This window comes from Roseateles sp. YR242, assembly GCF_900109745.1.
Taxonomy (GTDB): Bacteria; Pseudomonadota; Gammaproteobacteria; order Burkholderiales; family Burkholderiaceae_C; genus Roseateles.
In genome coordinates this window covers 43027-67116 of sequence record NZ_FOAV01000008.1, presented here as the reverse complement: position 1 = coordinate 67116, position 24090 = coordinate 43027, and the positions used below count along the sequence as shown (strand labels likewise).

Genomic DNA, 24090 nt, shown 5'->3' with positions numbered 1-24090 from the left:
TTTTCATGGGTCGAAGTTGCAGGCGCTGGCGCCAGATCTGGAGCTGCGCTGATCGGGGCGTGCCTGAGCCGCCTGCGTCCCCGGGCCTCAGCCCGGGAAGGTGTAGGCCGTCTTCACGGTCGTGTAGAACTCGCGGGCATAACTGCCCTGTTCACGCGGCCCGTAGCTGGAGCCCTTGGTACCGCCGAACGGCACGTGATAGTCCACCCCCGCCGTTGGCAGGTTGATCATCACCATGCCGGCCTGCGAGTGCAGCTTGAAATGCGCCGCATGCTTGAGCGAGCGGGTGCAGATGCCGGCCGAGAGGCCGAACTCCGTGTCATTGGCAACCGCCAGTGCCTCGTCGTAATCCCGCACGCGGATGACGTTGGCCACGGGGCCGAAAACCTCCTCGCGGCTGATGGTCATGTCGTTGCGGGTCTCGGTGATCAGGGCCGGCAGCTGATAGAAGCCCTGGGTCTCGCGCTCCACCACCTCGCCCCCCCACGCCAGGCGGCCGCCTTCCTTTTGGGCAATCGCCACATAGCGCAGGTTCTGGTCCAGCTGGCGCTGGTCCACCACCGGGCCGATGTCCGTACCCGCCTTCAGCGCGTGGTCGATCTTGAGGGTCTGCAGCTTGGCGACCACGGCATCGACGAAGCGGTCGTGGATGCCCTCCGTCACCACGATGCGGCTGCTGGCGGTGCAGCGCTGGCCGGTGGAGAAATACGCGCTCTGCACGGCCGCATTGACGGCCACGTCCAGGTCGGCGTCGTCCAGGATGATGACCGGGTTCTTGCCGCCCATCTCCGCCTGCACCTTGGCCTGCCGCCCGGCACAGGACGCGATGATGCGGCGGCCGGTGCCCACCGAGCCGGTGAAGCTCAGCGCCTTGACCTTGGGCGAGTCCACCAGCGTGGCCCCCACCTGCGAGCCCGGCCCCATCACCAGGTTGAACACGCCCTTGGGCAGTGCCGTGCGGGAAAGGATCTCGGCGATGGTCCAGGCACAGCCCGGCACCAGTTCGGCAGGCTTGAACACCACCGTGTTGCCATAGGCCAGCGCCGGGGCGATCTTCCAGGCCGGGATGGCAATGGGGAAATTCCATGGCGCGATCAGGCCCACCACGCCCACCGGCTGACGCAGCACGTCCACGCTGACGCCGGGGCGCACCGAAGGCAGCGTCTCGCCACCGACGCGCAACGCTTCCGCGGCGAAGAACTTGAAGATCATGGCGGCACGGTGGGTCTCCCCCATGCCCTCAGCCAGGGTCTTCCCCTCCTCGCGGGAGAGCAGGCGGCCGATCTCCTCGCGGCGAGCCAGCAGCTCGCTGCCCACCTGGTCCAGCACATCAAAGCGCTGCTGCGGCGTGCTGAAGGCCCAGCCCGGGAAGGCCGCCTGGGCGGCAGCGATGGCGCCTTCGGTCTGGGCGGCATCGGCCTGCGCATACAGGCCGATCACATCGCTGGTGTCCGAAGGGTTGATGTTGGGGCGCGATTCCACGCCAGCCACCCATTCGCCATTGATGTAGTTCTTGAATTCGGTCGTCATTCCGGTGTCCTTCACAAATCAACGCGCCCAGCGCAGCACCAGGGGGTCCAGCCGGCGGGCCGCATCCAGCAAGCCGGCGCGCACGGGCGCCGACATGGCCGGGAACGGGTGGCGAGGCGCGTCGCTGGTGATGACGCCGCCCTCCTTCATCAGCGCCTTGGCGGTGAGGATGCCGCCCTGGCGATTCTCGTAATTGATCAGCGGCAGCCAGCGGCCATATTCGGTCACGGCGGTTTCCCGGTCACCCGCCGCGTAGGCATCCACGATGCGGCGGATACCGTCCGGGAAGCCACCACCCGTCATGGCGCCGGTGGCACCGGCGTCCAGGTCGGCCAGCAGCGTGATGGCTTCTTCGCCATCCCACGGGCCTTCGATAGCGTCACCGCCCAGCGCGATCAGGTCACGCAGCTTGCTGGCCGCGCCTGCCGTCTCGATCTTGAAGTAGCGGATCTGCGCCAGCTCCTTGGCCATGCGGGCCAGGAAGGCGGCGGGCAGCGGCGTGCCGGCCATGGGTGCGTCCTGGATCATCACCGGGATGTCCAGCGCTTCGGACAGGCGGGCGTAGAACTCATACACCCCCGCTTCGCTCACACGCAGGGTGGCACCGTGATAGGGCGGCATCACCATCACCATGGCAGCGCCTTGCGCCTGGGCACGGCGGCTGCGCTCGATGCAGATCTGGCTGCTGAAGTGGGTGGTGGTCACGATCACCGGCACGCGGCCTGCCACGTGCTCGAGGATGCTGCGGGTGAGGGTTTCGCGTTCGTCGTCGCCCAGCACGAACTGCTCGGAGAAGTTGGCCAGGATGCACAACCCGGTGGACCCGGCGTCGATCATGAAATCCACACAGCGCTTCTGGCTGTCCAGGTCCAGCGCGCCTTCAGCGGTGAAGGTGGTGGGCACCACGGGGAACACGCCCTTGTAGGGCCGGGGGAAGCTTGGGCTCATGTCGATGTCTCCAGTGAGGGGCGCGTTGGACCGCCGGGAAACCTGTGCATCACCCGCCGCATGCAGGTTGCAGCAGGTGATGCGGAGTTCCCGAGCGGCCACGCTTCGGTGGGCCGAAGTCCGCCGCGCCATGACCGCCATTAAAGTATTACTTTATTTGCCAACGAATCGGGGGAAACCCGCATTCATTCGAACTATCGAATGCAATTAGTCTGACTAATAGAATCATTCGACACAAGGCCCGCGCGGTGAGTCACAGTGTGGGCAGATCACGGAGACAAGACATGACCCTCAGCGCAAGCTACCCCAGCCTGCGAGACCGCCGCGTGCTCATCACTGGCGGTGCCACCGGCATTGGCGCGACCCTGGTGGAGGCATTTGCCGCCCAGGGCGCCCGGGTGGGCTTCATCGACATTGCCCGGGAGGCTGGCGACGAACTGGCGGCCAGGTTGCCCGGCAGCGCCTTCGTGGCGGCGGACCTGACCGACATCGCGGCGCTACGCAGCGCCATCGACCAACTGCGCGAGGCGCTGGGAGGCCCCTTCAGCGCCCTGCTCAACAACGCGGCCAACGACAAGCGCCATGCGCTGGAGACGGTCACGCCCGAATTCTGGGACGCGGCCATGGCGGTCAACATCCGCCATCAGTTCTTCGCCGCACAAGCCGTGGCGCCGGACATGAAAGCCCTGGGCGGCGGCTCCATCATCAACTTCGGCTCCTTCAGCTGGATGCTGATGCAAGGCGGCATGGCCGCCTACACCACCTCCAAGGCCGGCGTGCAGGGGCTGACCCGCTCGCTGGCGCGAGACCTGGGGCCGTTCAACATCCGCGTCAACACCCTGGTGCCGGGCTGGGTGATGACTGAAAAGCAACTCAAGCTCTGGGTCAATGAAGAGACCAAGAAGGAGATCGACCTCAACCAATGCCTGAAGAAGCCGCTGATGCCGGAGCATGTCGCCGCCCTGGCGCTGTTCCTGGCGGCGGACGACAGCGCCATGTGCACGGCGCAGGACTATCTGGTGGATGGAGGCTGGGCATGAACACCGCATCATCAACGCCCGCTGGCGCAGCGGCACGGGTTCTCATCAACAGCCGCGACCGCCTCGGCGAATGCGCGCTCTGGTGCGACCGGGACCAGGCGCTGTACTGGACCGACATCGACAGCGCCCAGCTCTCCCGTTGGCACGCCTCCGACGGCACGGTGACCCACTGGCAGCTGGACGAACCGCTGGGCAGCTTCGCGCTCAGCGAAACACCCGGCTGGCTGCTGCTGGGCCTGGCGTCCGGCGCGGCCTTGTTCGATCTCTCCACCGGCCGTACCGGACCACTCCTGCCGGTGGAGGCCGATGAGCCCCGCACCCGCATCAATGACGGCCGCTGCGACCCGCAGGGCCGTTTTGTCTTTGGCATGTTCAACCCGCATGGCTTGGCCATCGGCGGTTACTACCGTGTGGATGGTGGCTCCCGCGAGGCCTTGCGCATCGAGCGGCTGCCGCTGCCGGATGCCGTCGTGGGCAACTCGCTGAGCTTCAGCCCGGACGGACGGACGCTCTACTACACCGACTCGCCGCAACGCCGCATCTGGGCGCTGGATTACCACCCGGATGGCCGGCTCGGTGAACGCCGTGTGCACGTTCAGTTGGCGGAGACGGACGGAGAACCGGACGGTGCCGCCATCGACAGCGAGGGCGGCCTGTGGTCGTCGCTGTGGGGCGCTGGCGCGGTGGCGCGTTTTGATACGCAAGGCCGCGAGACGCACCGCCTGCCCCTGCCCGCCAGCCAGCCCACCTGCCCCGTCTTCGGCGGCCAGGCGCTGGACCGCCTGTTTGTCACCACCGCACGCAAGTTCTGCGAGCACGAGCCGCTGGCCGGCGCCGTCTTCGAACTGGACCCGCAGGGCCACCGTGGCCTGCCACCCCATCGCTTCGAGCTGAGCTGAACTCAACCGCCCCACCCTCGCCGACCAAGACCCCTTCATGAAACCCTTGCAGATTCGCGAATACGGCCGCATGCCGGATGGCCGCGCCGTCCATGAATACAGCCTGGACACGGGCGCCGGCCTGCGCCTGTCGGTCATCGAGTACGGCGGCATCGTCACCCGGCTGGAGGTGCCGGACGCGCGCGGCAACTTTGGCAATGTGGTGCTGGGCTTGCCCACGCTGGAGGACTACCGGCTGCGCAATCCGCATTTCGGGGTCATCGTCGGGCGCTACGGCAACCGCATCGGCCAGGGCGGCTTCACCCTGGACGGCGAGCCCTACACGCTCAGCACCAATGATGGCGGCAATTGCCTGCACGGCGGCGCGCAGGGCTTCGGCCTGCAGCTGTGGTCGATCGAACCCGAGGGGGACGACTGCCTGTGCCTGCGTCTGGAGAGCCCGGACGGGGATCAGGGCTTCCCGGGGCGGGTCGCCACCACCGTGCGCTACCGGCTCACGGGCGACCGTGACTGGCAGGTGGAATACGAAGCCACCACCGACCGCGCCACGGTGATCAACCTCACCCACCACGACTACTTCAACCTGGCCGGCGCCGGCTCCGTGCTGGGCCACGAACTGGAGATTGCCGCCAGCCGCTACTGCGAGGTGGATATGCGCATGATCCCCACCGGCATCGCGGACGTGACCGGCACGCCGTTTGACTTCCGTACGCCACAACGCATTGAGGCCCGCATCCGCCAGGCCCACCCGCAGCTGCAGCGTGCCCAGGGCTACGACCATCACTGGGTGCTGGACGCCCCGTTCGACGGCGAACTGCATCTGGCCGCCCGGCTGCGCGATCCGGCGTCGGGCCGCGCCATGGAGGTGCTGACGACCGAACCCGGCGTGCAGTTCTATTCCGGCAACTTTCTGAACGGCACGCTGGCGGGCCCGGATGGCCAGCTCTACCGCCAGGGCGACGGCCTGTGCCTGGAGACCCAGCACGGCCCGGACTCACCGCACCACGCCCCCGACTCCGACTGGCCAACAACGATCCTGCGGCCGGGGCAGACCTATCGAAGCAAGACCCTGCACCGTTTCGGTTGAGGACGCCCCCCCGCAGGCCGAGGGTGGGCCCGCCGTCTCGGTTTACCTTCCTGCCACGTGCGGGGCGTTACCTAAGTCACCAGCCCGGGCCCTCCCCGCTGGCTATTCTCCTGACCATCCAACACAAAACTGGACGGTCATGGGAATCGGGTTCAAGGTGTCAAATCGATCAATGATGGCGGCGCTCGCGGCGGCGGCTATCGTTGCCCTGGCGCTCACCGCCTGCGCCAGCGATCCCAAACCCACCCAGGTCAGCGGCAACATCGTCGCCTCGGCCACGGTGAACCCCAGCGTGAGCAAACGTCCCTCGCCACTGCTGGTGCGTGTCTACGAACTCAAGACCGCCAACGCCTTCAATGCGGCCGATTTCGTCTCGCTCTACCAGCGTGACCAGGCCGAGCTGGGTGCCGATGTGGTGGCCCGGGAAGAAATGACGCTGCAACCCGGCGAAAAGCGCCCCTACAGCAAGATCCTGGCGCCCGAGACCCGGTTCATCGCCGTCTTCGCCGCCTACCGCGACCTGGAGCGCGCCCGCTGGCGCGCCGTGGTGCCGGTGCAGGTCGGCCAGAAGCAGAAACTCACCATCCAGGCTGACGAACTGTCGGTCAGCGCCACCGTCGAAAAACCGTGAGCTGGCACAGCAAAGTCATCTGGTCGCAGGGCATGTTCCTGCTGCCCCACCATTTCCAGCAGGAAACCCGCTACCTTGAACACCTGGTGGACAGCCGCTTGCGGGCTGTCTGCGCGCACGGCTGGGGTTTCACCTCGCTGGAGCTGGACGAAGCCCTGCTGGGCGTCGGCCGCCTGGGCATCATGCGTGCGCGGGGCATCCTGCCGGACGGCACCCCCTTCCACATCACGCAGAGCGACCCCGCCCCGGCACCGCTGGACGTACCCGCCAACCTGAAGGACGAGATCGTCTATCTGGCGGCCCCCATTGCCCGGCCCGGTGCCAACCAGGTCGCCTTCGGCAGCGACGGCAACAATGGCGATATCCGCTCCGACGGCATCGACCTGATGCGCTACCGGGTGCTGGACCAGGACCTGCGGGACTCCACCAACGTGGGCGACGAGCCCGAACCGGTGCAGACCGGCTCCCTGGCCATGCGCCTGCTGCCCGCCCGTGAACTGCACGACGGTTATGCGGCCGTGGGCATCGCCCGCGTGGCCGAACGCCGGGCCGACCAGCAGGTGGTGCTGGACACCAGCTACGTCCCGCCCCAGACCCGCCTGGACGCCACCCCACATCTGTCCTCCATGGCTGCCATGCTGCAAGGCCTGGTGCGCCAGCGTGCCCAGTTACTGGCCTCGCGCATGGGCCAGATGAACACGGGGGTGTCCGAGCTGGCCGATTTCCTGATGCTGCAGGCGCTCAACCGTGCCGACCCGCTGTTCCGCCAGCATGCCGGCTCGCCGCACCAGCACCCCGAGGCGCTGCATCGGGACTGCCTGCAACTGGCCGGTGACCTGGCCACCTTCGTCAGCGACACCCGGCTGGCCAGCGACTACCCGCTCTACCGGCACGACGACCTGCGCGCCAGTTTCGCGCCGGTACTGGAAGACCTGCGCCGCATGCTCTCGGTGGTGCTGGAACGCAACGCCCTGCAGATCGACCTGATTGAACGCACGCATGGTGTTCGCACCGCCGTGGTGGGCGACCCGGAACTGCTGCGCAGCTCCAGCTTCGTGCTGGCCGTGAATGCGCAGGTGGGCGCCGAACAGCTGCGCCAGCGCTTCCCGGCGCAGTCGAAGCTGGGCCCGGTCGACAAGATCCGCGACCTGGTGAACCTGCAGTTGCCGGGCATTGTGCTGCGCCCGCTGCCGGTGGCCCCACGCCAGTTGCCCTTCCACGCCGGGTTCCATTACTTCGAACTGGACCGTGGCGGCGAGCTGTGGAAGCAACTGGAACGCAATGGCAGCCTGGCGCTGCATGTGGCGGGCGACTTCCCCGGGCTGGAACTCGAGCTCTGGGCCATCCGCCAGTAGCCCGCCAGCACCTTACGACATAACTATCGGGAGCCGGCATGGACCCCTCCGCGCTCAACGACCCCTTCGCGGGCTTCGACGACCAGCGTACCTTCATCAAACCGCGCCCCGGTGGCGCGGCGCCTGCACGTTCACTGAACGCCGACGGCGGGGCCGAGCCTGCGCCGGACGCGGAGGCCAAGGGCTTGAATGCCCTGCTCTCGCTGGCCAACAAGCTGCTGTTGCTGGTGCCGCCGCTGCGCACCACCCGCCGCGTGGACGACCCGGCGGCGCTGCGCAACCAGCTGGCCCAGGGCATCCGCGACTTCGCCGCCCAGGCACAGGCCGCCGGCATTGCGCCCGAGCGCATCATGGCCACGCGCTATGTGCTGTGCACCATGATCGATGAAGCCGCGGCGGACACCCCATGGGGCGGCTCCGGCGTCTGGGCCCATCACAGCCTGCTGTCCATGTTCCACAACGAGACCTGGGGCGGCGAAAAGGTGTTCCAGCTCATGGCGCGCCTGGCTGAGAAGCCGGACGAGAACCGCGACCTGCTGGAAGTGATCTACGCCGCACTGACCCTGGGCTTCGAGGGCCGCTACCGGGTCATCGACAACGGCCGCGCGCAACTGGAAGCCGTGCGGGACCGCCTGGCCCAGATCCTCAAGCAACAGCGTGGCGACTATGCACCCGCCCTGGCCCAGCATTGGCAGGTGGAGGCCACCACGCAGCGCCGCCACCTGGGCTGGCTGCCGCTGGCCGCCACCAGTGCGGTGGTGGCCCTGCTGCTGGCCGCCACCTATGTGGGCCTGACGCTGTCACTGGCGGAACGCTCCGACCCGGTGTTCGGCCAGATCCAGTCGCTGCGCCTGACGCCGCCCGTGGTGGCCGCCGCGCCGCCGCCGGCCAAGCCACGCCTGGCGCAGTTCCTGCAGTCCGACATCAAGGCCGGCCTGGTGACGGTGCGGGACGAGGTGGACCGCAGCGTCATCACCATCCGGGGCGACGGTCTCTTTGCCGGCGGCAGCGCCACGCTGTCCACCGAACGTGAACCGCTCATGCTGCGCATTGCCGATGCCTTGTCCAAGGTGCCGGGCCAGGTGCTGGTCACCGGCCACAGCGACAACCAGCCGATCCGTTCGGCGCGCTTCCCCTCCAACTGGCACCTGTCGGAAGAGCGTGCCCATACGGTGGCGGAGCTGCTGATGGCCCACCAGGTGGGCGCGGAACGTGTGCGGGCCGAAGGCCGCGCCGACGCGGAGCCGGTGGTCCCCAACGATAGCCCTGCCAACCGCGCCCAGAACCGGCGCGTGGAAATCAGCCTGATGATCGGTGGCCGCGCGGATGCCGCGCCGGCGGCCAGCGGAGCCGCACGATGAAACGCGTCCTGGGATGGATCTTCAACCGCTGGGTCTTGCTGGCGGTGCTGTTGCTGGCCGTGGCGCTGGTGTTGTGGATCATCGGCCCGCTGGTGGCCATCGGCGACCACCGGCCGCTGGAGAGCGAGACCTCGCGCTGGATCACCATCGGGGTGCTGGTGCTGGTGGTGGTGGCCATCGTGGCCTGGAGCCGCTGGCGCTCGGGCCGCAGCAATGCGGCGGTGGTCAACCAGTTGATGCAGTCCCCCACCGGCCCGCAGGAGGCCGAACGCGAAAGCGCCGACATGGCGGCCGTGCGGGAGCGCTTCCAGCAGGCCATGGCCACGCTGCAGCGTGCCCGTTTTGGCGCCGGCAACCAGGTCCGGGGCTGGGCGGCGCGCCTGGGCGGGCGCTACCTGTATGAACTGCCCTGGTACCTGATCATCGGAGCACCGGGCTCCGGCAAGACCACGGCGCTGCGCCACAGTGGCCTGCAGTTCCCGCTGGCGGACCAGATGGGCGACCACGCCATCCGCGGCGTGGGCGGCACCCGGCATTGCGACTGGTGGTTCACCGATCAGGCCGTGTTGATCGACACCGCCGGCCGCTTCACCACGCAGGACAGCGACCCCACCAACGACAAGGCCACCTGGAGCGGCTTCCTGCAGATGCTGCGCCGCTCGCGCCCGCGCCAGCCGCTGAACGGCGCGCTGGTGACGGTGTCTGTCTCCGACCTGCTGGCACGCAGCGCCGCTGAGCGGGCCCAGTACGCCAGTACCGTGCGCGGCCGCCTGCAGGAACTGCACAAGGACTTGGACGTCCGTTTCCCGATCTATCTGCTGGTGACCAAGGCCGACCTGCTGTCCGGCTTCATGGACTACATGGCGACGATCGACAAGGACCAGCGGGCCGCCCCCTGGGGCTTCACCTTCCCGCGCGCTGCCACGACCCCGCTGGCCCAGGCCGGGGCGGAGTTCGACGCGCTGGCCCAGCGCCTGCTAGACGGCCTGATCGACCGGTTGCAAGCCGAGCGTGACCCGCAACGCCGGGCCCGCATTTACGGCTTTCCGGCCCAGTTCGGCACCCTGCGTCAGGCCCTGCTCGAATTCCTGGACGGCGTCTTTGCCCCCTCCCCCTACGAAGCCCAGCCCCTGCTGCGCGGCGTCTACTTCGTCAGCGGCACGCAGGAGGGCACGCCCATCGACCGCGTGCTGGGTTCCGTGGCGCGCAACTACCGCCTGGAAAACGCCGTCATTGCGCCCAACCAGGCCAGCGGCCGCAGCTACTTCCTGAACCGCCTGCTCAGCGAGGTGGTGTTTGCCGAAGCAGGCCTGGGCGGCACCAACCGCCGCTGGGAACGCATGCGCAATGCCTGGATGGTGGCGGGTTACGCCGCTGTCGGCGTGCTGGGCATCGGGCTGCTCACGGCGTGGGGGTTCAGCTACAGCAACAACCGCAAGTACATCAGCGATGTGTCGGCCCACGCCGAGCAGGTTCGGCAACTGCTGAACGCGGCGCCCAACCGCGCGACCGCGGAACTGCTGCCAATCGTGCCGGCGCTGGACGCGACCCGCAGCCTGGCGCAGCTGGACGGTGCCACGCCGTGGTCCATGCGCTGGGGCCTCTTCCAGGGCAAGAAGCTCGACAGCGCGGCCCACGCCGCCTATCAGCGCATGCTGGGGGACGCGCTGCTGCCGCGCATCATGCTGCGCATCGAAGAGCAGCTTCGCCAAGGCAGCAACACCCCCGAGACGCTTTACGAGGCCCTCAAGGCCTATGTGATGCTGCACAACACCGATCATTTCGATGCCGCATCGCTGAAGCAGCATGTGCAGACCGACTGGGAAGCCACGCGCCGTGAACTGACGCCCGAACAGCGCGACCAGTTGGCCCGCCATCTGGAAGCCTTGCTGGACCAGGGCGGCGTGGCGTCGCCGTTGCCGGAGGACGAAGCGCTTCTCAAGGCCACCCGCAACCAGTTGGCCACCCTGCCGCTGCCGCAACGCATCTACAACCGGCTCAAGGCCCAGCGCCTGGGCGGCGACTTTCCGGAGTTCACCGTCATCCGTGCGGCCGGCAACAACGCCTCGCTGCTGTTTGTGCGGTCCAGCGGCGCCCCACTGACCTCCGGCGTGCCAGGCCTGTACACGCGGGATGGTTACCTGAAGGGCTTCCAGCCCATGGTGGGCCAGGCGGCCACGCAGCTGGCCGCCGAGCAGTCGTGGGTACTGAACGTGGCCGACGCCCCGAAGGATGCGGCCGCCCTGGTGCGCGCCAACGGGCCGCTGGAAAACGAAGTGCGCCAGCTCTACCTGACGGACTACGCCGCCACCTGGGAATCCTTCCTGGCTGACATCAAGCTGCAGCCCATGGGCACGGTGACGCAGTCGGTCGAGCGCTCGCGCCTGTTGTCCGCCTCGGACAGCCCGCTGCCGCCGCTGTTCAAGGCCATCTCCCGCGAGACCACGCTGAGCACGGGCGGCAACGCCATCGAGCAGGCGCAGCAACGCGCGGATGACCTGATCCAGAAATCCCGCGAGAAGATCGTCAACGCGATCTCGGGCAAACCGGCCTCGGCCGACGCCGCCGCCCAGCAGCGCCTGGAAGCCACCCTGGTGGACGACCGCTTCGCCGGCCTGCGCAATCTGGTGACGGCGCCCCAAGGCGGCGGCAAGGCGCCACTGGACGAGACACTGGCCCTGATCGCCGAGGCCAACGTGGTGCTGAGTGCGGCCGAGACCGCGCTCAAGGGTGGATCCGCGCCCCCGCCGTCGCCAGTGCCCAACCGCTTGAAGGTGGAAGCGGCGCGCATGCCGGAGCCCCTGCGTGCCATGCTGGATGACCTGGGCAACAGCTCCTCCCGAGTGTCACAGGGTGCGCTGCGGCAGACGCTGAGCCAGGAAGTGCGCTCCCAGGTGGGCGAGTTCTGCCAGCAGGCCGTGGCCGGCCGCTACCCGCTGGACCGCAATTCCTCGCGTGATGTCACGCAGGCCGACTTCGCCACCCTCTTCGGCCCTGGCGGCAAGATCGACCAGCTGTTCCAGCAGAAGCTGACGCCCTATGTGGACACCACCAGCCGCCCCTGGAAGTTCCGGCCGGTGGAAGGCACGCCACTGGGCGGAGACTCCGGCACCCTGCCGCAGTTCCAGCGCGCAGCGGTGATCAAGGAAACCTTCTTCCCCGGCAGCAATGCGCCCTCCCTGAAGCTGGACTTCAAGCCGGTGGAGATGGACACCACCATCCAGCAATTCATCCTGGATGTGGACGGCCAGATCGTGCGTTATGCCCACGGCCCGCAGATCCCGACCTCGGTGCAATGGCCAGGGCCGCGCGGCAGTTCGCAAGTGCGTGTGCAGGTCAGCCCAAGCAGCGCCAACGGCTCTTCCGGCATGGTCAACGATGGCCCGTGGGCGTTGTTCCGACTGTTCGATCGGGTGAAGATCGACAAGACCAATGCGCCGGAGCGCTTCCGCGTCACCTTCGACATTGATGGCCGCAAGGCAGTCTTTGAAGTCACGGCCAGCAGCGTGAACAATCCATTCCGCCTGGGCGAGCTCAATCAATTCTCCTGCCCCAACAGCCTCTGATGTCATCCATAGGCCTGCCTCCCAGCACTGCTGCCGACCCCTCCAGCGCCGAGCTGACGCCCGGCTGGTACGGAAAACTCGCCCCCCTGGGCGACTTCGCGCAGCGGCGCCTGCCCACCCACTGGGTGCGCCACTGCGACCCATGGCTCTCGCAGCTGATGCGGGAATTGCCCTCCGTGCTGGGGCCGAACTGGCTGGACCTCTACCTGACCGCCCCGGTGATCCGCTTTGCATGGGCACCCGGCGTGGTGGACATGAAGTGGTGGTTTGGTGTGCTGATGCCCAGCTGCGACAACGTGGGGCGCTACTTCCCGCTGGTCATCGCGCAGCAACGCAGCGACCCGCCGGTAGACCGTGCCGGGCTGGAGCACCTGGAGCGTTGGTACAACGTCCTGTCCCAGGCGGCGCTGCACACCTTGGAGGATGGCGCGTCACTGGAGAGCTTCGAGCAGCGGCTGGCGGCGGCGCCGGCCTTCCCGGCCAGTGCTGCGGCGGCCATTCCGCTGCCGGAGGCGGCCCACCGCTGGCAGACCTTCAGCCCGCCCTCTCCTTCGCTGCCCACGGGCATGGCGATGCTGGCGGCGGGTGAGCTGCTGGAGCGGCTGGCGGGCTGCACCGTGTGGTCCACACGGGCGGTGGCGCCAGAAACGCCGCAGTATCAGTGGGGGCCTGCGCTGCCCAACAGCAGGGTGTTCGCCAACCTGCTCACGCAGGCACGCTGAACGTCGGCAGGCTGAATGGGCCTGAGTGGGGCCTGAGTGGGGCCTGAATCGGACCTGACCGCAACAGCCGAAGGCCTGAGCGGCCTTGGCCTCAGAGCGGCATGCGCCGGGTGGTCTCGTCGTCCTCGTCTTCCCCATCGAACGCGGCGGCCTGGGGCAGCACGGGCACCGCGGCTGATGCAGGCGCAGGTGTGGGTGCAGATGCTGATGCCCCTGCAGCCACTGTGTCGTCATCGTCGGGGTTGATCACGGGCGCGGTCTGGCGGCTCCCCACCCAGAGCGCAATCGCGCTGAAGTTGTCCTGATTCGGCAACTCTCGCGCTTCGATCTCGGCACGCATGGCCATGAGCCAGTCGTCCGGGTTCTGTGCCAGGCGTAGCGTCGCCGGGATGGCCTCGTCGCCTGCACTTCCCCACCACCCATCACTGCACAGCAGAAACACGTCGCCGTCTTCCAGGGGCTCCGCCCCGGTGGTGTGCGGCTCCAGTTCGTCATCGATGCCAAGGGCCGCCACCAGATGATTCTTGTGGGGATGGTCCTCGGCCTGGGCCGGCGTGATCAGGCCAGCATCAATGAGGCGCTGCACCACACTGTCGTCGTTGGTAACCCGGTCGATCTGGCCATTGCGCAGGCGGTACAGCCGGGAGTCACCCACGTGGGTCCACATCGCGAAGCCGCGTTGTGCATCCACGCACAGCGCCACCAGCGTGGTGTGCATGCGCTCCCGGCCCCGTTCCTCAATGCCCCGCCGTACATCCTCATGGGCGGCAATCACGGCGCCAGTCAGCAGCTCCGGCCGCCACGGCAAGGTGGCATCCCCCAGGGTGATCTGCATGCGATAGACCGCCCGGCGCGCCGCCTCGGCCCCATTGCGATGGCCACCGGCCCCGTCGGCCAGCACGGCATACCAGCCCGGGCCGTTCTCGTGGGCGACCACAGCGTCCTCATTGTTGGAACGCTGGCCGGTTTCACTGCAGGCCGCGACGCGGATCTTGAGCATGTTGTCGTGTGTTGGACCGGTGACGCGTCAAGCTGCGGTCTTGCGTTGATTCAGGCGTTCGAGCTGTTCCTCATAGGCCTCCAGGAAGGCCTTGCCGAACAGGTTGTGGAAGTCTTCCTGGGCCTCTTCGCGAATCGACTCGAAGTGCTGCAGGTAGAGCTCCCAGAGCTTGGCCTTGCGGTTGAGCGTCAGGACGCTGTCCAGCACCGAGCGGCTGGTGAGCTTGGACTCCAGCATCTCCGGCTTGAAGCGCCCCAGCACCCCTTCCAGCGCCGCACGAGTGCCGGCCATGGTACCGATGGTATGGCCAACCAGGTCGTGCATGGCATCGGACATCGCAGCCGGCCCGGGCAGGAAACCCCGCACCGGCGGCTGGAGCAACTGCTCCAGCGCGGATTGAGCATCCGGGGAGAACTTCAAGGGGTTGTTGTCCCGGGAACGGATGATGGTCACCTGCGCCCGCAACTCATGCTTGGTGGCCGCCCGCACGGACATCATCTGCAGCGTGCCCTCGACCGACGAACGCAGCAACTGGCCAACAATGCGCATCAGGTCCGGGTTCAAGCCCTGCGGCGGGTCGAAGCGGATGCCGGCGCCCTCGCTGAAGGCCTGCCAAAGGGCGGCAGCGTCCGAATGGCCAGCGGCGGCGCCTGGTGCTGCAGCGGCTTGACTGGGGGCTGCGACCGGTGCGGCGGTGGGAAGCACCGTGGCGGTGGGAGGCACGGGGGTGGTGGGGATGCTGGGGCGAGGCGCAGCCCGCGCGGCGGCTGGTGGCGCGGAGATGGTCGCACCGGTTTCGGACGCCATGACCATCGGCGCGGCGGCTTCATCAAAACCATCATCGATCGCCCTGCCGATGGCGCCAGGGGTCGGCTGCAGCGCTGGCTCCTGCCGGGGGGCAGCGCCCGCTGCCGCAGGCTGGACGTCGGGCAGTGCCTGCTCGGGCTCGGCCAGCGGGCGCGGGCGGCGCACCTCCGGTGGGCGGAATGAACTGCTGAGTGCCGAGGTGTGATCTGGCAGCGCGGGGGTGACCGGCTCGGTGTTCTTGGCCACCGGCGGCGCGTCGCCAAACAGGGCCATCGGGTCGGTCGACAGGGCATCGCTGGCGCCACCCCGCGTGGCCTCAGCCATGAAGCCTGCGAGCGGATCGCTGGATTCACTCGCGCCAGGCTTGAGCCCGAACATGTCGTCTAGCGAGCTGGGGCCGGCGCCCGTGGTGGGGATCAGGTCCGCAAATGCACCTGCAGCGGAGAATTCATGGCCACCCCGGCTGGGCGGCGGCGGTGACGCCACCGGTGCCCCGAGGCCGCCAAAACCCATGTTGGATGCAGCAGGGGCGCTCACGGCGCGTGGCGGCGGAGGCGGCGCAAAGGGATCGAAGTCGTCCGGCAGCAAGCCCATGGTCGGCGGCGGAGCCGCCACGGGGGCGGCCTTGAAGCTTTCTCCAAAGGCTGAGCGCGGCGCCGGTGGCGGCGGAGAACCCAGCAGGTCGGCAAAGGGATTGGATGAAGCGCCAGCGCTGCCACCGCCCCCCATCAGGTCGGCGAAGGGGTCGCTGGCCGGGGCGCGGGCGGGCGCCGCCACGGGTGCGGCCATGGGGGCGGGAACGGGTGCGGCCGCTGGCGCCAGGGGCGCAGCGGGCCAGCCGGCAGCGGCCGGGCTGCCGCCCAGGCCGTGCGCATGCCCCAGGGCTGCCGGCGTGGCGGCGGGCCGGGGCGCCAACGCCACATTCGTGTCATCGGCCGTGTTTTCAACGACTTCCAGCAGATAGCCGCCGATGCGGACCTCGTCCCGGTCGCGCAGCGGCAGGCTTTGGCCCTGGGCCAGGGATTGGCCACGCACGGTGATGGGATTGGCGCTGCCGATATTGAAGATCAGATAGCCGCCCGGCGCCCCACGGATCTCTGCCTGCTGACGAGAGATATGGCGCTCCGGGTCCGGGAGCGCCATGGTGTTGCTGTCGGCGCGGCCGATGGTGCCCCCCTGCGCCCCGAACTGTGCGGTAATCGGCTGCGTCAGGGGCAGGTCGTTCAGCGACACTGCGCGCAGGGTGAGGGTCATGTTGCTGCCTTTGATCGATCCAAGGTCGCCAGTCGCGTCCTTCGCGAAATAGTTGGCGGCCCTCGCATGTTTGCCGGTCTTGGGCCGTGCTTCAATGAACGAAAGTCACCTTCCTCTTCCAGCAGCCGGCTTCATACTGCCGCAGCTCGTTCTGGTTCCCTAGCGATGCAGATGCCAAAGTATTCCCTTCGCGCTATTGCCCCTTGTGTCCTGGCCGCCTTGCTGGCCGGATGCGTCACTCCTGACAAGCGCTCCGGCCCGCCCGCGCCAGACCCCAGCGCCTCGGCCGCATCCGCGCCGGTAGCGCCGCCGCCTGCGCCGGAACCACCGCCGCCTGCCACGCCTGCGCAGGCCGCCCAGGCCCAGAAGATGGCCATGTCCGCCGTGGACATGCTGGAAGCGGGCCAGGAAGACCAGGCCCGCGCTGAAATCCAGCGTGCCCTGGCCCTGGACAGCACCAACAAGCTGGCCAACAGCCTGATGCGTCAAATCACCGGGGACCCTGCCCAGATGCTGGGCCGGGAGTCCTTCTCCTATACCGTCCGCCCCAATGACACGCTGTCGCGCATCGCGGGCCGGTTCATGGGCGACATTTATTCCTTCTACATCCTGGCCCGGTACAACGACATCAAGGTGCCGAGCCGGGTGGCGGGTGGCCAGGTGCTGCGCATCCCCGGCAAGGCGCCCCCGCCGGGGTCGCTGGACCCGCAACCGGCTCCGCGTGGCCGCAACACCCCTGCCCCGGCGCCTGTCGTGGCGCCGCCGCCAGCGGTCCAGGCACCCGCCCCTGTGGCCGCGCCTGCGCCGGCCCCCAGCCCTGCACCCGCGCCTGAACTGAGCCCGGGTGAAAAGGCCATGCGCAACGCGGAGTCCTGGGAGCGCAGCAACCGGCTGGATCGCGCCCTGGATGAGTACAAGCGTGCGGCGTCGCTGGAGCAGCCGGGTGCGCAGGCCAAGGTGGATGCCGTCCGCAAGAAGCTGATCGACCGCTACACCCTGGCCGCCCGTACGGCGTTTGCCAAGCAGGACCTGGCCGGCTCGATCAAGGCCTGGGACAACGTTCTGGAGCTGGATCCGAACAACGAGCTGGCCAAGCTGGAACGGCAGAAGGCCGTGGCGCTGAAGGCGAAGGTGGATCAGCTGAAGTAAGGCGGGGACGACCTGTCAGGAACGAGGCTGGCCTGGGTAACCCGGCCAGCCTTTTTTTTTTGGTTGCCAGGGCGGAGGTCAGACGGGCTGCCAGGAGGCAGGCTGGAGCTGGGTCGACATGTCGAGGATCATGGCGCTGAGCTGAGCAATATTGAGCGTTCCAGGGCCTGTCAGATTGTTTGAATATGGGCACCCCATGCCGAGAAGGCAGATGAATGCCGGGCAGGACAAAGACGACCGCCGCTGCGTTCACGGCGGCGCAGCCGAGATTCCGGCGCTGGGAATGGCTCATCACATGGTCTTCGGGAGAATACTGGCCCATTGCTCAGCGGTCAGAGTGAAGGCTCTGAGCAACTGCAGGTCGTGGTCGTATTCGAAGAGACGGATTTCGTCGGACGCATTGTCGATCTGGGTCACCACGCCATAGCCGTTGGCGGCCGTGCGGGCGAACGCCAGCGTCAGGTACCGAAGTCTTTGGCTCTCCAGGGGGATCTGGGTGTGAAGGATCCGATCCGGTTGCGCCACGCGAAGTGCCCAGGATGACGGGGGAGAGGGATTGGTGACCGTCCACATGGTGCCCGTTGCATCAATGCCGAACTGGCTTTGGAATCGACTAAGAGCCGGATCAGACTTCAACCATCGAAACGATGCAATATCCTTGTCTGTGGCGGGATGAGTGTTCACCTCCGCTGTCGACAGCGTGCGCGTCACGATGGGTCGCGGCGCCAAAGGGCCTGAGCCGTTCGGGCGCAGCGACGCAAGGATATCCGTCTCTGGAGATCTGCCAGATTCCTGCGTGCTGCCGGGGCAAGGAAGGCTGAGATCGCCGTTGCCGTGTTGCCCCACCACACCCCGCCTCAGGTGCATGACGGCATGGGCCGACTCGACAAGGGGCCCACTCTCGCCCTGCTTCACGACCCCCGCTCGGATGTCCAGCTTCCAGATGTATAACGTCGGCAGGTCGGCGTCATAGTAGAGACGCTTGCGTTCCACCAGCACGCGTCCTTCTGCCGTAGGTTCGGGCAGTTCACTGATGCCCACGCATTGTTCAGGTGAAACTCCGAGTTCTCTAAGCTTGGGCACGACCTGACGTGGATATTCAGTCTGCGTAGACCAATTGCGGCAAGCGCCGGAGCCGGCCGGCATCAGCTCGAAACGAAGGGTGGGCTTTGTTCCGATGTAATCCTCCGTGATCGATCTAAAGTCCTCGTCAGTCTCCACAGCAGACCAGCCCGAACGCAGCATGAACTCAATGAGGCGGTCCCTGGTGGGCGGCAACCAGCGAGCGGTCTTGCCTTGAAGCGCCGTGCCCACCAGCAATGGAAGAAACCGGCGATCAATATAGATATCTCTGGCCAGTAGTGGCTTCTGGAGGACCACACCGTTGGAGCGACAGGACTGAGCGAGGATGCTCTCCTGTTTGCGCTTGCTGGTCACATGCGGAATGCCATCGGACACAGGACTGCTCGCGGTCTGCTCGAACGACACGCCCGACACGCCGGCCAGCAAGCCGCCCAACGCGCCGGCAAGAAGTAGCACTGTGACCACGGTCGTAATAAATTGCTTCAATGACATTCCCCCCCCGTGAGGCGCTTGGTCGCCAATGTAGCTGAGCCACAAGTGCCTGATATCAACGATGGGAAGAAATCTGGCTGCGCAATGCGTCGACATTGCGCGTATCAGTGGTTATTTTTCAGCCGGATGTGGAGCTCGCCGCTCCGAACTAAGTGGATGTCTGCCAAAGGGATCCGCCAGTGTTCCGCGGCACCAATCAATACTGGCTTCCCAGCCAACCAATGGCTGTTGAATCCGGCAGAAAACAAAAAGCCGCTCAACACGCATCCCGCGTGTGAGCGGCTCTGTGGCCACCAGTCCTCCAGCTCGGCCGGCCCGCAAAAGCACTGCGGCCCGCCGATGCCGTCGCAACTCAGCGCATCTGCTTCGGTGCAGCCCCCGCGGCTGTTGCCGTCTTGCTGCCCGCTGACGGCGCCGCTGCAGCATCGATCCACTGGCGCATCAGTGCCAAGGCCCGGGGGTGTTTTTCATCGATCTTCAGACATTTCTGCAGCCAACCAATGGCGCCGGCACGGTCCGCACTGGCCACGCGCTCGGCCTTGCGAACGTAGAGGTCGGCCAGCAGCCGGCGGGCTGACGGGTCTTTGCGGTCCTGGACAGAGCGGCGCTCCAGCAGGTTGATCGCTTCGTCCACCTCGCCCTGGGCCGACAGCATGGCAATGTGCTCCAGCTCGTTCCGGTCGGGGCCCGCAGGCGCATCAGTCACCCGCACGCCCTTGCCTGCCGGCGCAACCGGTGCGGCCGCCACGGCCACCTCCTTCACAGCCTCCTTCGCGCCATCTTTGGTCGAATCCTTGCCAGCAGCAGTCACCGAATCCTTGGCTGCCGCCTTCCCGGTGTCCTTCGCAGGCTCCTTCAAAGCGACCTTCGCATCCTTGGCAGGCTCCTTCACTGCCATCTTTGCAGCGGCGTCCTTGGCCGCCACCTCTTTGGCTGCGTCCTTGGCCTCCTTGGCCTCCCTCGCGGCCTCCTTGGCCGCCACCGCCTTCGCCTGCGCAGCCGTCAAGGGCTTGGGTTCCGCTTGTGTACGCCGCAGGCTGATCCGCGACGGCGTGCCCAGATAGGCCCGCTTGTTCCGGTCCTTTTCAATGGCTCGCAACGCGTCCGCCGCCTTGGCGTTGTCGGGTTGCAGACTCAATGCGGTCAGGTACTGCAACGTGGCTCCGTCCAGGTCTCCCTTGGCTTGTGCCTGCTGGCCCTTCTGCAGCCGATCCGTCACACCCGCATCGATCTGCGCCTGCACCGCCGCCAGCCGGTCACGGTAACCCGTGTCCTGCGGGCGCAGCACCGTCAGCACTTCCCAGGCCCAGGCGGCCTCGGCCAGTTGCCCTTTCTGCTCCAGGTCCTTCGCGCGCTGGAACTGGCCCAGCTCGAAGTCCCCCATCGGGCCTCGGGGCACCGTGGGCGCCGCATCGGGCGCACGCTCGCCCGTGGTGGTCTGCGTGGTGCCGCAGGCTGTCAGGAAGACCGCGCAGGCCAGCATCAGCGGCAGGCCGGTTTGACGCTTGATCAGGTCAGGCCAGCTCACGGCGTGCCCCCGATCTTGCGGCTGGTCTGCAGCCGGGCCTTGAAGGCCTCCAGGTCGTGGTCACCAAAGATCATCGTGCGGCGCAGCATCAACGGCTGCGCAAAAAACGCATTGCCACCCGGGTTCACCGTCACCGCCAGGCTGAACTTCTGCCTGGTCAACTGGTCCAGCACCAGGTCGTTCGCATCCCCATACGGAAAGGCGAAGTGCCGCACCGGTGCATTCAGGCGCTTCTCCAACATGTCACGCGGGAGCACCACCTCCTGCTCGATGTTGCGGGCATAACGTTCATCGTTCTCGCCAGCGGCACGCTCGATCAGGTTGCGGTGGGTCTTGGAGTGAGATTGGATGTCCATCAGCCCGGAGGCGGACATTTCCTGCAGCTGCGGCCAGGTCAACGCATCGCCGGCACCCAGGAAGTCCGTGTAGACAAACATCGTGGCCGGCAGGCCCAGCTTCTTCAACACCGGGAAGGCAAAGCGGTAGACCGACTCATAGCCGTCGTCAAACGTCACCACCACCGACCGTGGCGGCAAGGCTTGCTTGCCTTCCAGGTAGGGACCCAGCTGCGCCAGCTTGAGCACGTGGTAGTTGTTGCGCACCAGCCATTCCATCTGCGCAGCGAAATTGCCGGGAGACACCGCCATCTTGCCGCCCGTCGTTCCCAGGCGGTGATAGCACAGCACCGGAATGGTCTGGTAGCTGCCCGGCCACACGCCCAGCGGGTTCTGCGGCTTGAGCGGCACCACGATGGGCTGGCCAGGGTCGACCTTGCTCAGCCCGCCATTGGCTTCACTGATCTGCCATTCGTTGTCTTCATTGCCCAGCAGCCGCCCCGCAATGCCACGCAAGGACTCGCCGTTGGACGGCACATAGATCAACAGGCGATCGTTTCGGGCCACCACTTCGCCCAGCAGGGGCGGTTTTTCCGGGGTGGTGGACGGCACGGGCGGCTGGATCGGCGGCGTGGACTGGCATCCACACAGCACCAGGGCCACCGCCGCGCATACACCCTGCAGGGAGGTAAGTTTCATCACGACAGTGATCAGCGGCGGCCGGAGGATGGATCCCGGGAAGAACCCGATGAGCCGGACGACCCCGTGGAGCGGTCCGACTTGATCGACGTGGCCGGCTTGCTGGACGAACTGCTGCGGCTGCCCTCGCGGGAGGACTCGCGCGACGATTCCCTGGACGAAGAAGAGGAGGACTTGCCCTTCGCCGCCGCTGCCGTCAGCGCGGCGGTGGTGCGAATGGTCTCCGGCTTGCTCTGGCCCGCTGTCAGGGCCTGGCGGTCCTGCAGGGCCTGGGCCATGTGGTCGAAGGTGGCATAGAGCAGCCCGAATTCGTCCTTGCGCTGCTCGCGGATGCGGAAGCCGTAGCGGCCGCGGGCAATTTCGCCCAACGCCTCGTTCATCAGCTTGATCGGTCGCGAGAACCAGTTGCCCACCACATACATCGCAATGGCCACCGCCAGCACGGTCACCACCGCCAGCGCCGCCATCAGCGTGCGGGACAGGCGCGCCACGCTTTCCAGCGGACGCTCCGGCAGGCCCAGGGCCACGTGGCCCACCACCTTGTCGTTGTAGGTGATGGCGGTTTCAAAGCCCAGCACCGCCTCGTGGCCCACCAGGTAACGCGTGCGCTTCACACCGCCCAGCTCGCCCAGCACTTCGCCCGCAGGCGCCTGGTAGGGCTTGCCCACGGCATCCGCCACACTGGAGGCGCGGACCACGTTGTCCTTGTCGGCGAGGGTGAGGCTTTGGAAGTCCCTCGTCTTCATCATTTCGGCCAGGAGCACGTCCACCGTGACCCAGTCGTCCGCCAATGCGGGCGTGGCGTTCTGGACCGCAATGAAGCGCGTGAGCGCCGCACCCGAATCAGCCACCTGCTGCATCATGGCGTTGTACTGCCGGTCCAGGATGATGGTGCAGGTCACCGCCATCACGATGGCGACGATGGCCGCCATCATGGCCGTCCACTTGACCCGCAGCGGGATGATGCGCGGGCGGTCCACCGCCTGCGATTCCTCGTCGATCTCGGCCAGTACACGCGTCAGCGCATCCGCCACCTCGGCACCACTGGGGAAGCGGTCGTCCGGTGCCTTGGCCAGGCAGCGGTCCACCACCCGGCGCAGCGATGCGGGAATGCTGGGACGCAGCTTGTTCAGCGGCGTCGGGTCTTCCTTGGCAATCTTCAGCGCCAGCGTCACCACGCTGTCCCCGGTGAAGGGGCGCTGGCCGGTGAGCATCTGGTACATGACGATGCCGACCGAGAACAGGTCGGCACGGCCGTCGATCTTCTCGCCGTTGATCTGCTCCGGCGACATGTACTGCGGCGTGCCCAGCACATCCCCCACGCGGGTGCGCTGCTCGCCCTTGCTGGACTCCATGTGGGCAATGCCGAAGTCCATCACCTTGATGTCCAGCGTGCCCTTGCTGCGGGCAATGTTGCCCGGCTTGATGTCCCGGTGGACGATGCCTCGCTTGTGCGAGTAGTCCAGCGCGCGGGCCAGCTGGATGGACATCACGACCACATCGCGGATGGGCAGCGGCTTGCCGGGCTCGAGCACGTCGGCCAGCGATTCACCGTCCAGCAGTTCCATGGCCATGTAGGGCCGGCCGTCGATCTCGCCCACATCGTGCACGGTGACGATGTTGGGGTGCGAGAGCCCGCCCGAGGCGCGCGCCTCGCGCAGGAAGCGGGCGCGGTATTCCTCGTCCTCGCACAAGGAGGCGTGCAGGAACTTGATGGCGACGTCCCGGGCGATGCCGGGGTCGTGCGCCCGGAACACACTGGCCATGCCACCACGGCCCAGGCGTTCACGGATTTCGTAGCGGCCGACCTGACGCACCGGCATGTCTGCTGCCGGGGCCGGAGCACCGCCGCGCACAAAGGGCACCGGATGGATCAGCGGGCCACCCGGCAAGGTGGCCGCACGGAAGGCAGCTTCGGCTTCAGCCTGCAGGGTCGGATCGAACGTGGTGGCCGCGAATTCGGAATCGTCATCGTCATCATCGATCGGCTCGTTGATGATGGGCGACTCGAAGCGGCGGGTGATGGGGGCACTGGGGGCCGGCACCGGTGCAGCCGGCGCTGACGAGGCGGGACGGGCCGCAGCGGCTGCCGTCATGGCCTTGAAGGCCGCGCTGGGCACCACCACGGTGGCGTCATCACCGCCCACGTGGCCTTGCGAAGGGACAGGCGCGGCCGCAGGCGCTGCAGCAGCCACAGAGGTGGCGGGTGCCGGAGGCACAGGCGACGCCGCGGCAGCGTCAGGCGCGCCAGCAGGCCATGCGGGGGAGGATGAGGAAGAAGAGGTCACGGATGGGGCCGGTGCCGCCGAAGCGTCGGCCGGAGCGGTGTCGGGTGTAGGGGGAGCCACGGAAGCCATGGCGTCGGGGGTTGATTCCCCGACAGCCTCGGCCACGTCAGGCCGTGCCGGGTCCGGAGTTCCATCCGGGGCCTCGGCACGAGGTTCGACACGATTGGCCGCCGTGATCGGCGGCATGCGGTCCAACGGCGTGGCGGCGGTCGTGATCCGGGTGGCATCGGGATCCATGGTGGGATCGTCCGAATCATCCGGGCCGTTGCCCTTGTCAGGGCGGGAAAAACCTTCTGGTCGTGACATCAAAACGCCT

General features: G+C 67.3%; 17 protein-coding genes. 9 read left to right on the top strand and 8 right to left on the bottom strand.

Going from position 1 to position 24090, the window contains the following annotated elements; translation table 11 throughout:
- Positions 1–87: 87 nt before the first annotated feature.
- Entirely contained in the window at positions 88–1530 is a 1443-nt protein-coding gene (locus BMY53_RS15875) for an aldehyde dehydrogenase family protein (protein WP_092947475.1), read from the bottom strand.
- 18 nt (positions 1531–1548) lie between these two features.
- A complete protein-coding gene (locus BMY53_RS15870; RefSeq protein WP_092947474.1) occupies positions 1549–2478 on the bottom strand; it encodes a dihydrodipicolinate synthase family protein in 930 nt (309 codons plus the stop codon).
- A 284-nt stretch (positions 2479–2762) separates the two neighbouring features.
- Here BMY53_RS15870 and BMY53_RS15865 point away from each other — a divergent pair, with 284 nt between their 5' ends.
- The 8 genes from BMY53_RS15865 to tagF all read left to right on the top strand — a co-directional run bounded on the left by BMY53_RS15865 (position 2763) and on the right by tagF (position 13139).
- Positions 2763–3518, top strand: a complete 756-nt coding sequence (locus BMY53_RS15865) for an SDR family NAD(P)-dependent oxidoreductase (RefSeq protein ID WP_092947473.1) — start codon at positions 2763–2765, stop codon at positions 3516–3518.
- Positions 3515–4417, top strand: coding sequence for an SMP-30/gluconolactonase/LRE family protein (locus tag BMY53_RS15860; RefSeq protein ID WP_092947472.1), 903 nt, complete (start codon positions 3515–3517; stop codon positions 4415–4417). Before BMY53_RS15865 ends, BMY53_RS15860 begins: the two co-directional genes overlap by 4 nt.
- 37 nt (positions 4418–4454) lie before the next feature.
- Positions 4455–5504, top strand: coding sequence for an aldose epimerase family protein (locus BMY53_RS15855; protein WP_092947471.1), 1050 nt, complete (start codon positions 4455–4457; stop codon positions 5502–5504).
- 175 nt (positions 5505–5679) lie between these two features.
- Positions 5680–6135: a type VI secretion system lipoprotein TssJ gene (tssJ, locus tag BMY53_RS15850; protein WP_255370231.1), complete on the top strand. Its 456-nt coding sequence runs from the start codon at positions 5680–5682 to the stop codon at positions 6133–6135.
- On the top strand, positions 6132–7490 hold the full coding sequence (gene tssK, locus BMY53_RS15845; protein ID WP_092947469.1) for a type VI secretion system baseplate subunit TssK: 1359 nt from the start codon (positions 6132–6134) through the stop codon (positions 7488–7490). Before tssJ ends, tssK begins: the two co-directional genes overlap by 4 nt.
- Before the next feature lie 38 nt (positions 7491–7528).
- On the top strand, positions 7529–8851 hold the full coding sequence (locus BMY53_RS15840; RefSeq protein ID WP_092947468.1) for a DotU family type VI secretion system protein: 1323 nt from the start codon (positions 7529–7531) through the stop codon (positions 8849–8851).
- Complete coding sequence (tssM, locus tag BMY53_RS15835) at positions 8848–12417, top strand: type VI secretion system membrane subunit TssM (RefSeq protein WP_092947467.1); 3570 nt, start codon at positions 8848–8850, stop codon at positions 12415–12417. The genes BMY53_RS15840 and tssM overlap by 4 nt, the downstream gene beginning before the upstream one ends.
- Positions 12417–13139, top strand: coding sequence for a type VI secretion system-associated protein TagF (gene tagF, locus BMY53_RS15830; protein WP_092947466.1), 723 nt, complete (start codon positions 12417–12419; stop codon positions 13137–13139). The genes tssM and tagF overlap by 1 nt, the downstream gene beginning before the upstream one ends.
- Positions 13140–13230: 91 nt before the next feature.
- Here the strand turns inward: tagF and BMY53_RS15825 are convergent, their stop codons facing one another.
- Positions 13231–14139: a PP2C family protein-serine/threonine phosphatase gene (locus tag BMY53_RS15825; protein ID WP_092947465.1), complete on the bottom strand. Its 909-nt coding sequence runs from the start codon at positions 14137–14139 to the stop codon at positions 13231–13233.
- Between the two features lie 27 nt (positions 14140–14166).
- Positions 14167–16200 (bottom strand): type VI secretion system-associated FHA domain protein TagH, encoded by a 2034-nt coding sequence (gene tagH / locus BMY53_RS15820; protein WP_092947464.1) that lies wholly within the window; start codon positions 16198–16200, stop codon positions 14167–14169.
- 171 nt (positions 16201–16371) lie between these two features.
- Here tagH and BMY53_RS25480 point away from each other — a divergent pair, with 171 nt between their 5' ends.
- The gene (locus tag BMY53_RS25480; RefSeq protein WP_143074097.1) at positions 16372–17349 is read left to right on the top strand and encodes a LysM peptidoglycan-binding domain-containing protein; all 978 of its coding nucleotides are present in this window, start codon (positions 16372–16374) and stop codon (positions 17347–17349) included.
- Positions 17350–17640: 291 nt separating this feature from the next.
- On the opposite strand, the gene BMY53_RS15805 is transcribed toward BMY53_RS25480, so the two are convergent.
- The 4 genes from BMY53_RS15805 to BMY53_RS15790 form a co-directional block, all read right to left on the bottom strand.
- Positions 17641–18924 carry a hypothetical protein gene (locus BMY53_RS15805; RefSeq protein WP_143074096.1) on the bottom strand — a complete coding sequence of 428 codons (1284 nt, stop codon included), beginning with the start codon at positions 18922–18924 and terminating at the stop codon, positions 17641–17643.
- Positions 18925–19276: 352 nt separating this feature from the next.
- Positions 19277–20452 carry a hypothetical protein gene (locus BMY53_RS15800; protein WP_092947461.1) on the bottom strand — a complete coding sequence of 392 codons (1176 nt, stop codon included), beginning with the start codon at positions 20450–20452 and terminating at the stop codon, positions 19277–19279.
- The gene (locus tag BMY53_RS15795; protein WP_092947460.1) at positions 20449–21486 is read right to left on the bottom strand and encodes a polysaccharide deacetylase family protein; all 1038 of its coding nucleotides are present in this window, start codon (positions 21484–21486) and stop codon (positions 20449–20451) included. The genes BMY53_RS15800 and BMY53_RS15795 overlap by 4 nt, the downstream gene beginning before the upstream one ends.
- Before the next feature lie 11 nt (positions 21487–21497).
- Entirely contained in the window at positions 21498–24080 is a 2583-nt protein-coding gene (locus BMY53_RS15790; protein WP_177200907.1) for a protein kinase domain-containing protein, read from the bottom strand.
- Positions 24081–24090: the final 10 nt, after the last annotated feature.

What these genes read in the sequence shown, in the direction of transcription:
- tagH (WP_092947464.1), bottom strand. Translation starts at nt 16,200, where the DNA reads ATGACCCTCACCCTGCGCGCAGTGTCGCTGAACGACCTGCCCCTGACG.
- BMY53_RS15860 (WP_092947472.1), top strand. Translation starts at nt 3,515, where the DNA reads ATGAACACCGCATCATCAACGCCCGCTGGCGCAGCGGCACGGGTTCTC.
- BMY53_RS15790 (WP_177200907.1), bottom strand. Translation starts at nt 24,080, where the DNA reads ATGTCACGACCAGAAGGTTTTTCCCGCCCTGACAAGGGCAACGGCCCG.
- BMY53_RS15855 (WP_092947471.1), top strand. Translation starts at nt 4,455, where the DNA reads ATGAAACCCTTGCAGATTCGCGAATACGGCCGCATGCCGGATGGCCGC.
- BMY53_RS15865 (WP_092947473.1), top strand. Translation starts at nt 2,763, where the DNA reads ATGACCCTCAGCGCAAGCTACCCCAGCCTGCGAGACCGCCGCGTGCTC.
- BMY53_RS15825 (WP_092947465.1), bottom strand. Translation starts at nt 14,139, where the DNA reads ATGCTCAAGATCCGCGTCGCGGCCTGCAGTGAAACCGGCCAGCGTTCC.
- BMY53_RS15875 (WP_092947475.1), bottom strand. Translation starts at nt 1,530, where the DNA reads ATGACGACCGAATTCAAGAACTACATCAATGGCGAATGGGTGGCTGGC.
- BMY53_RS15805 (WP_143074096.1), bottom strand. Translation starts at nt 18,924, where the DNA reads ATGTCATTGAAGCAATTTATTACGACCGTGGTCACAGTGCTACTTCTT.
- BMY53_RS15795 (WP_092947460.1), bottom strand. Translation starts at nt 21,486, where the DNA reads ATGAAACTTACCTCCCTGCAGGGTGTATGCGCGGCGGTGGCCCTGGTG.
- tssM (WP_092947467.1), top strand. Translation starts at nt 8,848, where the DNA reads ATGAAACGCGTCCTGGGATGGATCTTCAACCGCTGGGTCTTGCTGGCG.
- tagF (WP_092947466.1), top strand. Translation starts at nt 12,417, where the DNA reads ATGTCATCCATAGGCCTGCCTCCCAGCACTGCTGCCGACCCCTCCAGC.
- BMY53_RS15870 (WP_092947474.1), bottom strand. Translation starts at nt 2,478, where the DNA reads ATGAGCCCAAGCTTCCCCCGGCCCTACAAGGGCGTGTTCCCCGTGGTG.
- BMY53_RS25480 (WP_143074097.1), top strand. Translation starts at nt 16,372, where the DNA reads ATGCCAAAGTATTCCCTTCGCGCTATTGCCCCTTGTGTCCTGGCCGCC.
- BMY53_RS15840 (WP_092947468.1), top strand. Translation starts at nt 7,529, where the DNA reads ATGGACCCCTCCGCGCTCAACGACCCCTTCGCGGGCTTCGACGACCAG.
- tssJ (WP_255370231.1), top strand. Translation starts at nt 5,680, where the DNA reads ATGGCGGCGCTCGCGGCGGCGGCTATCGTTGCCCTGGCGCTCACCGCC.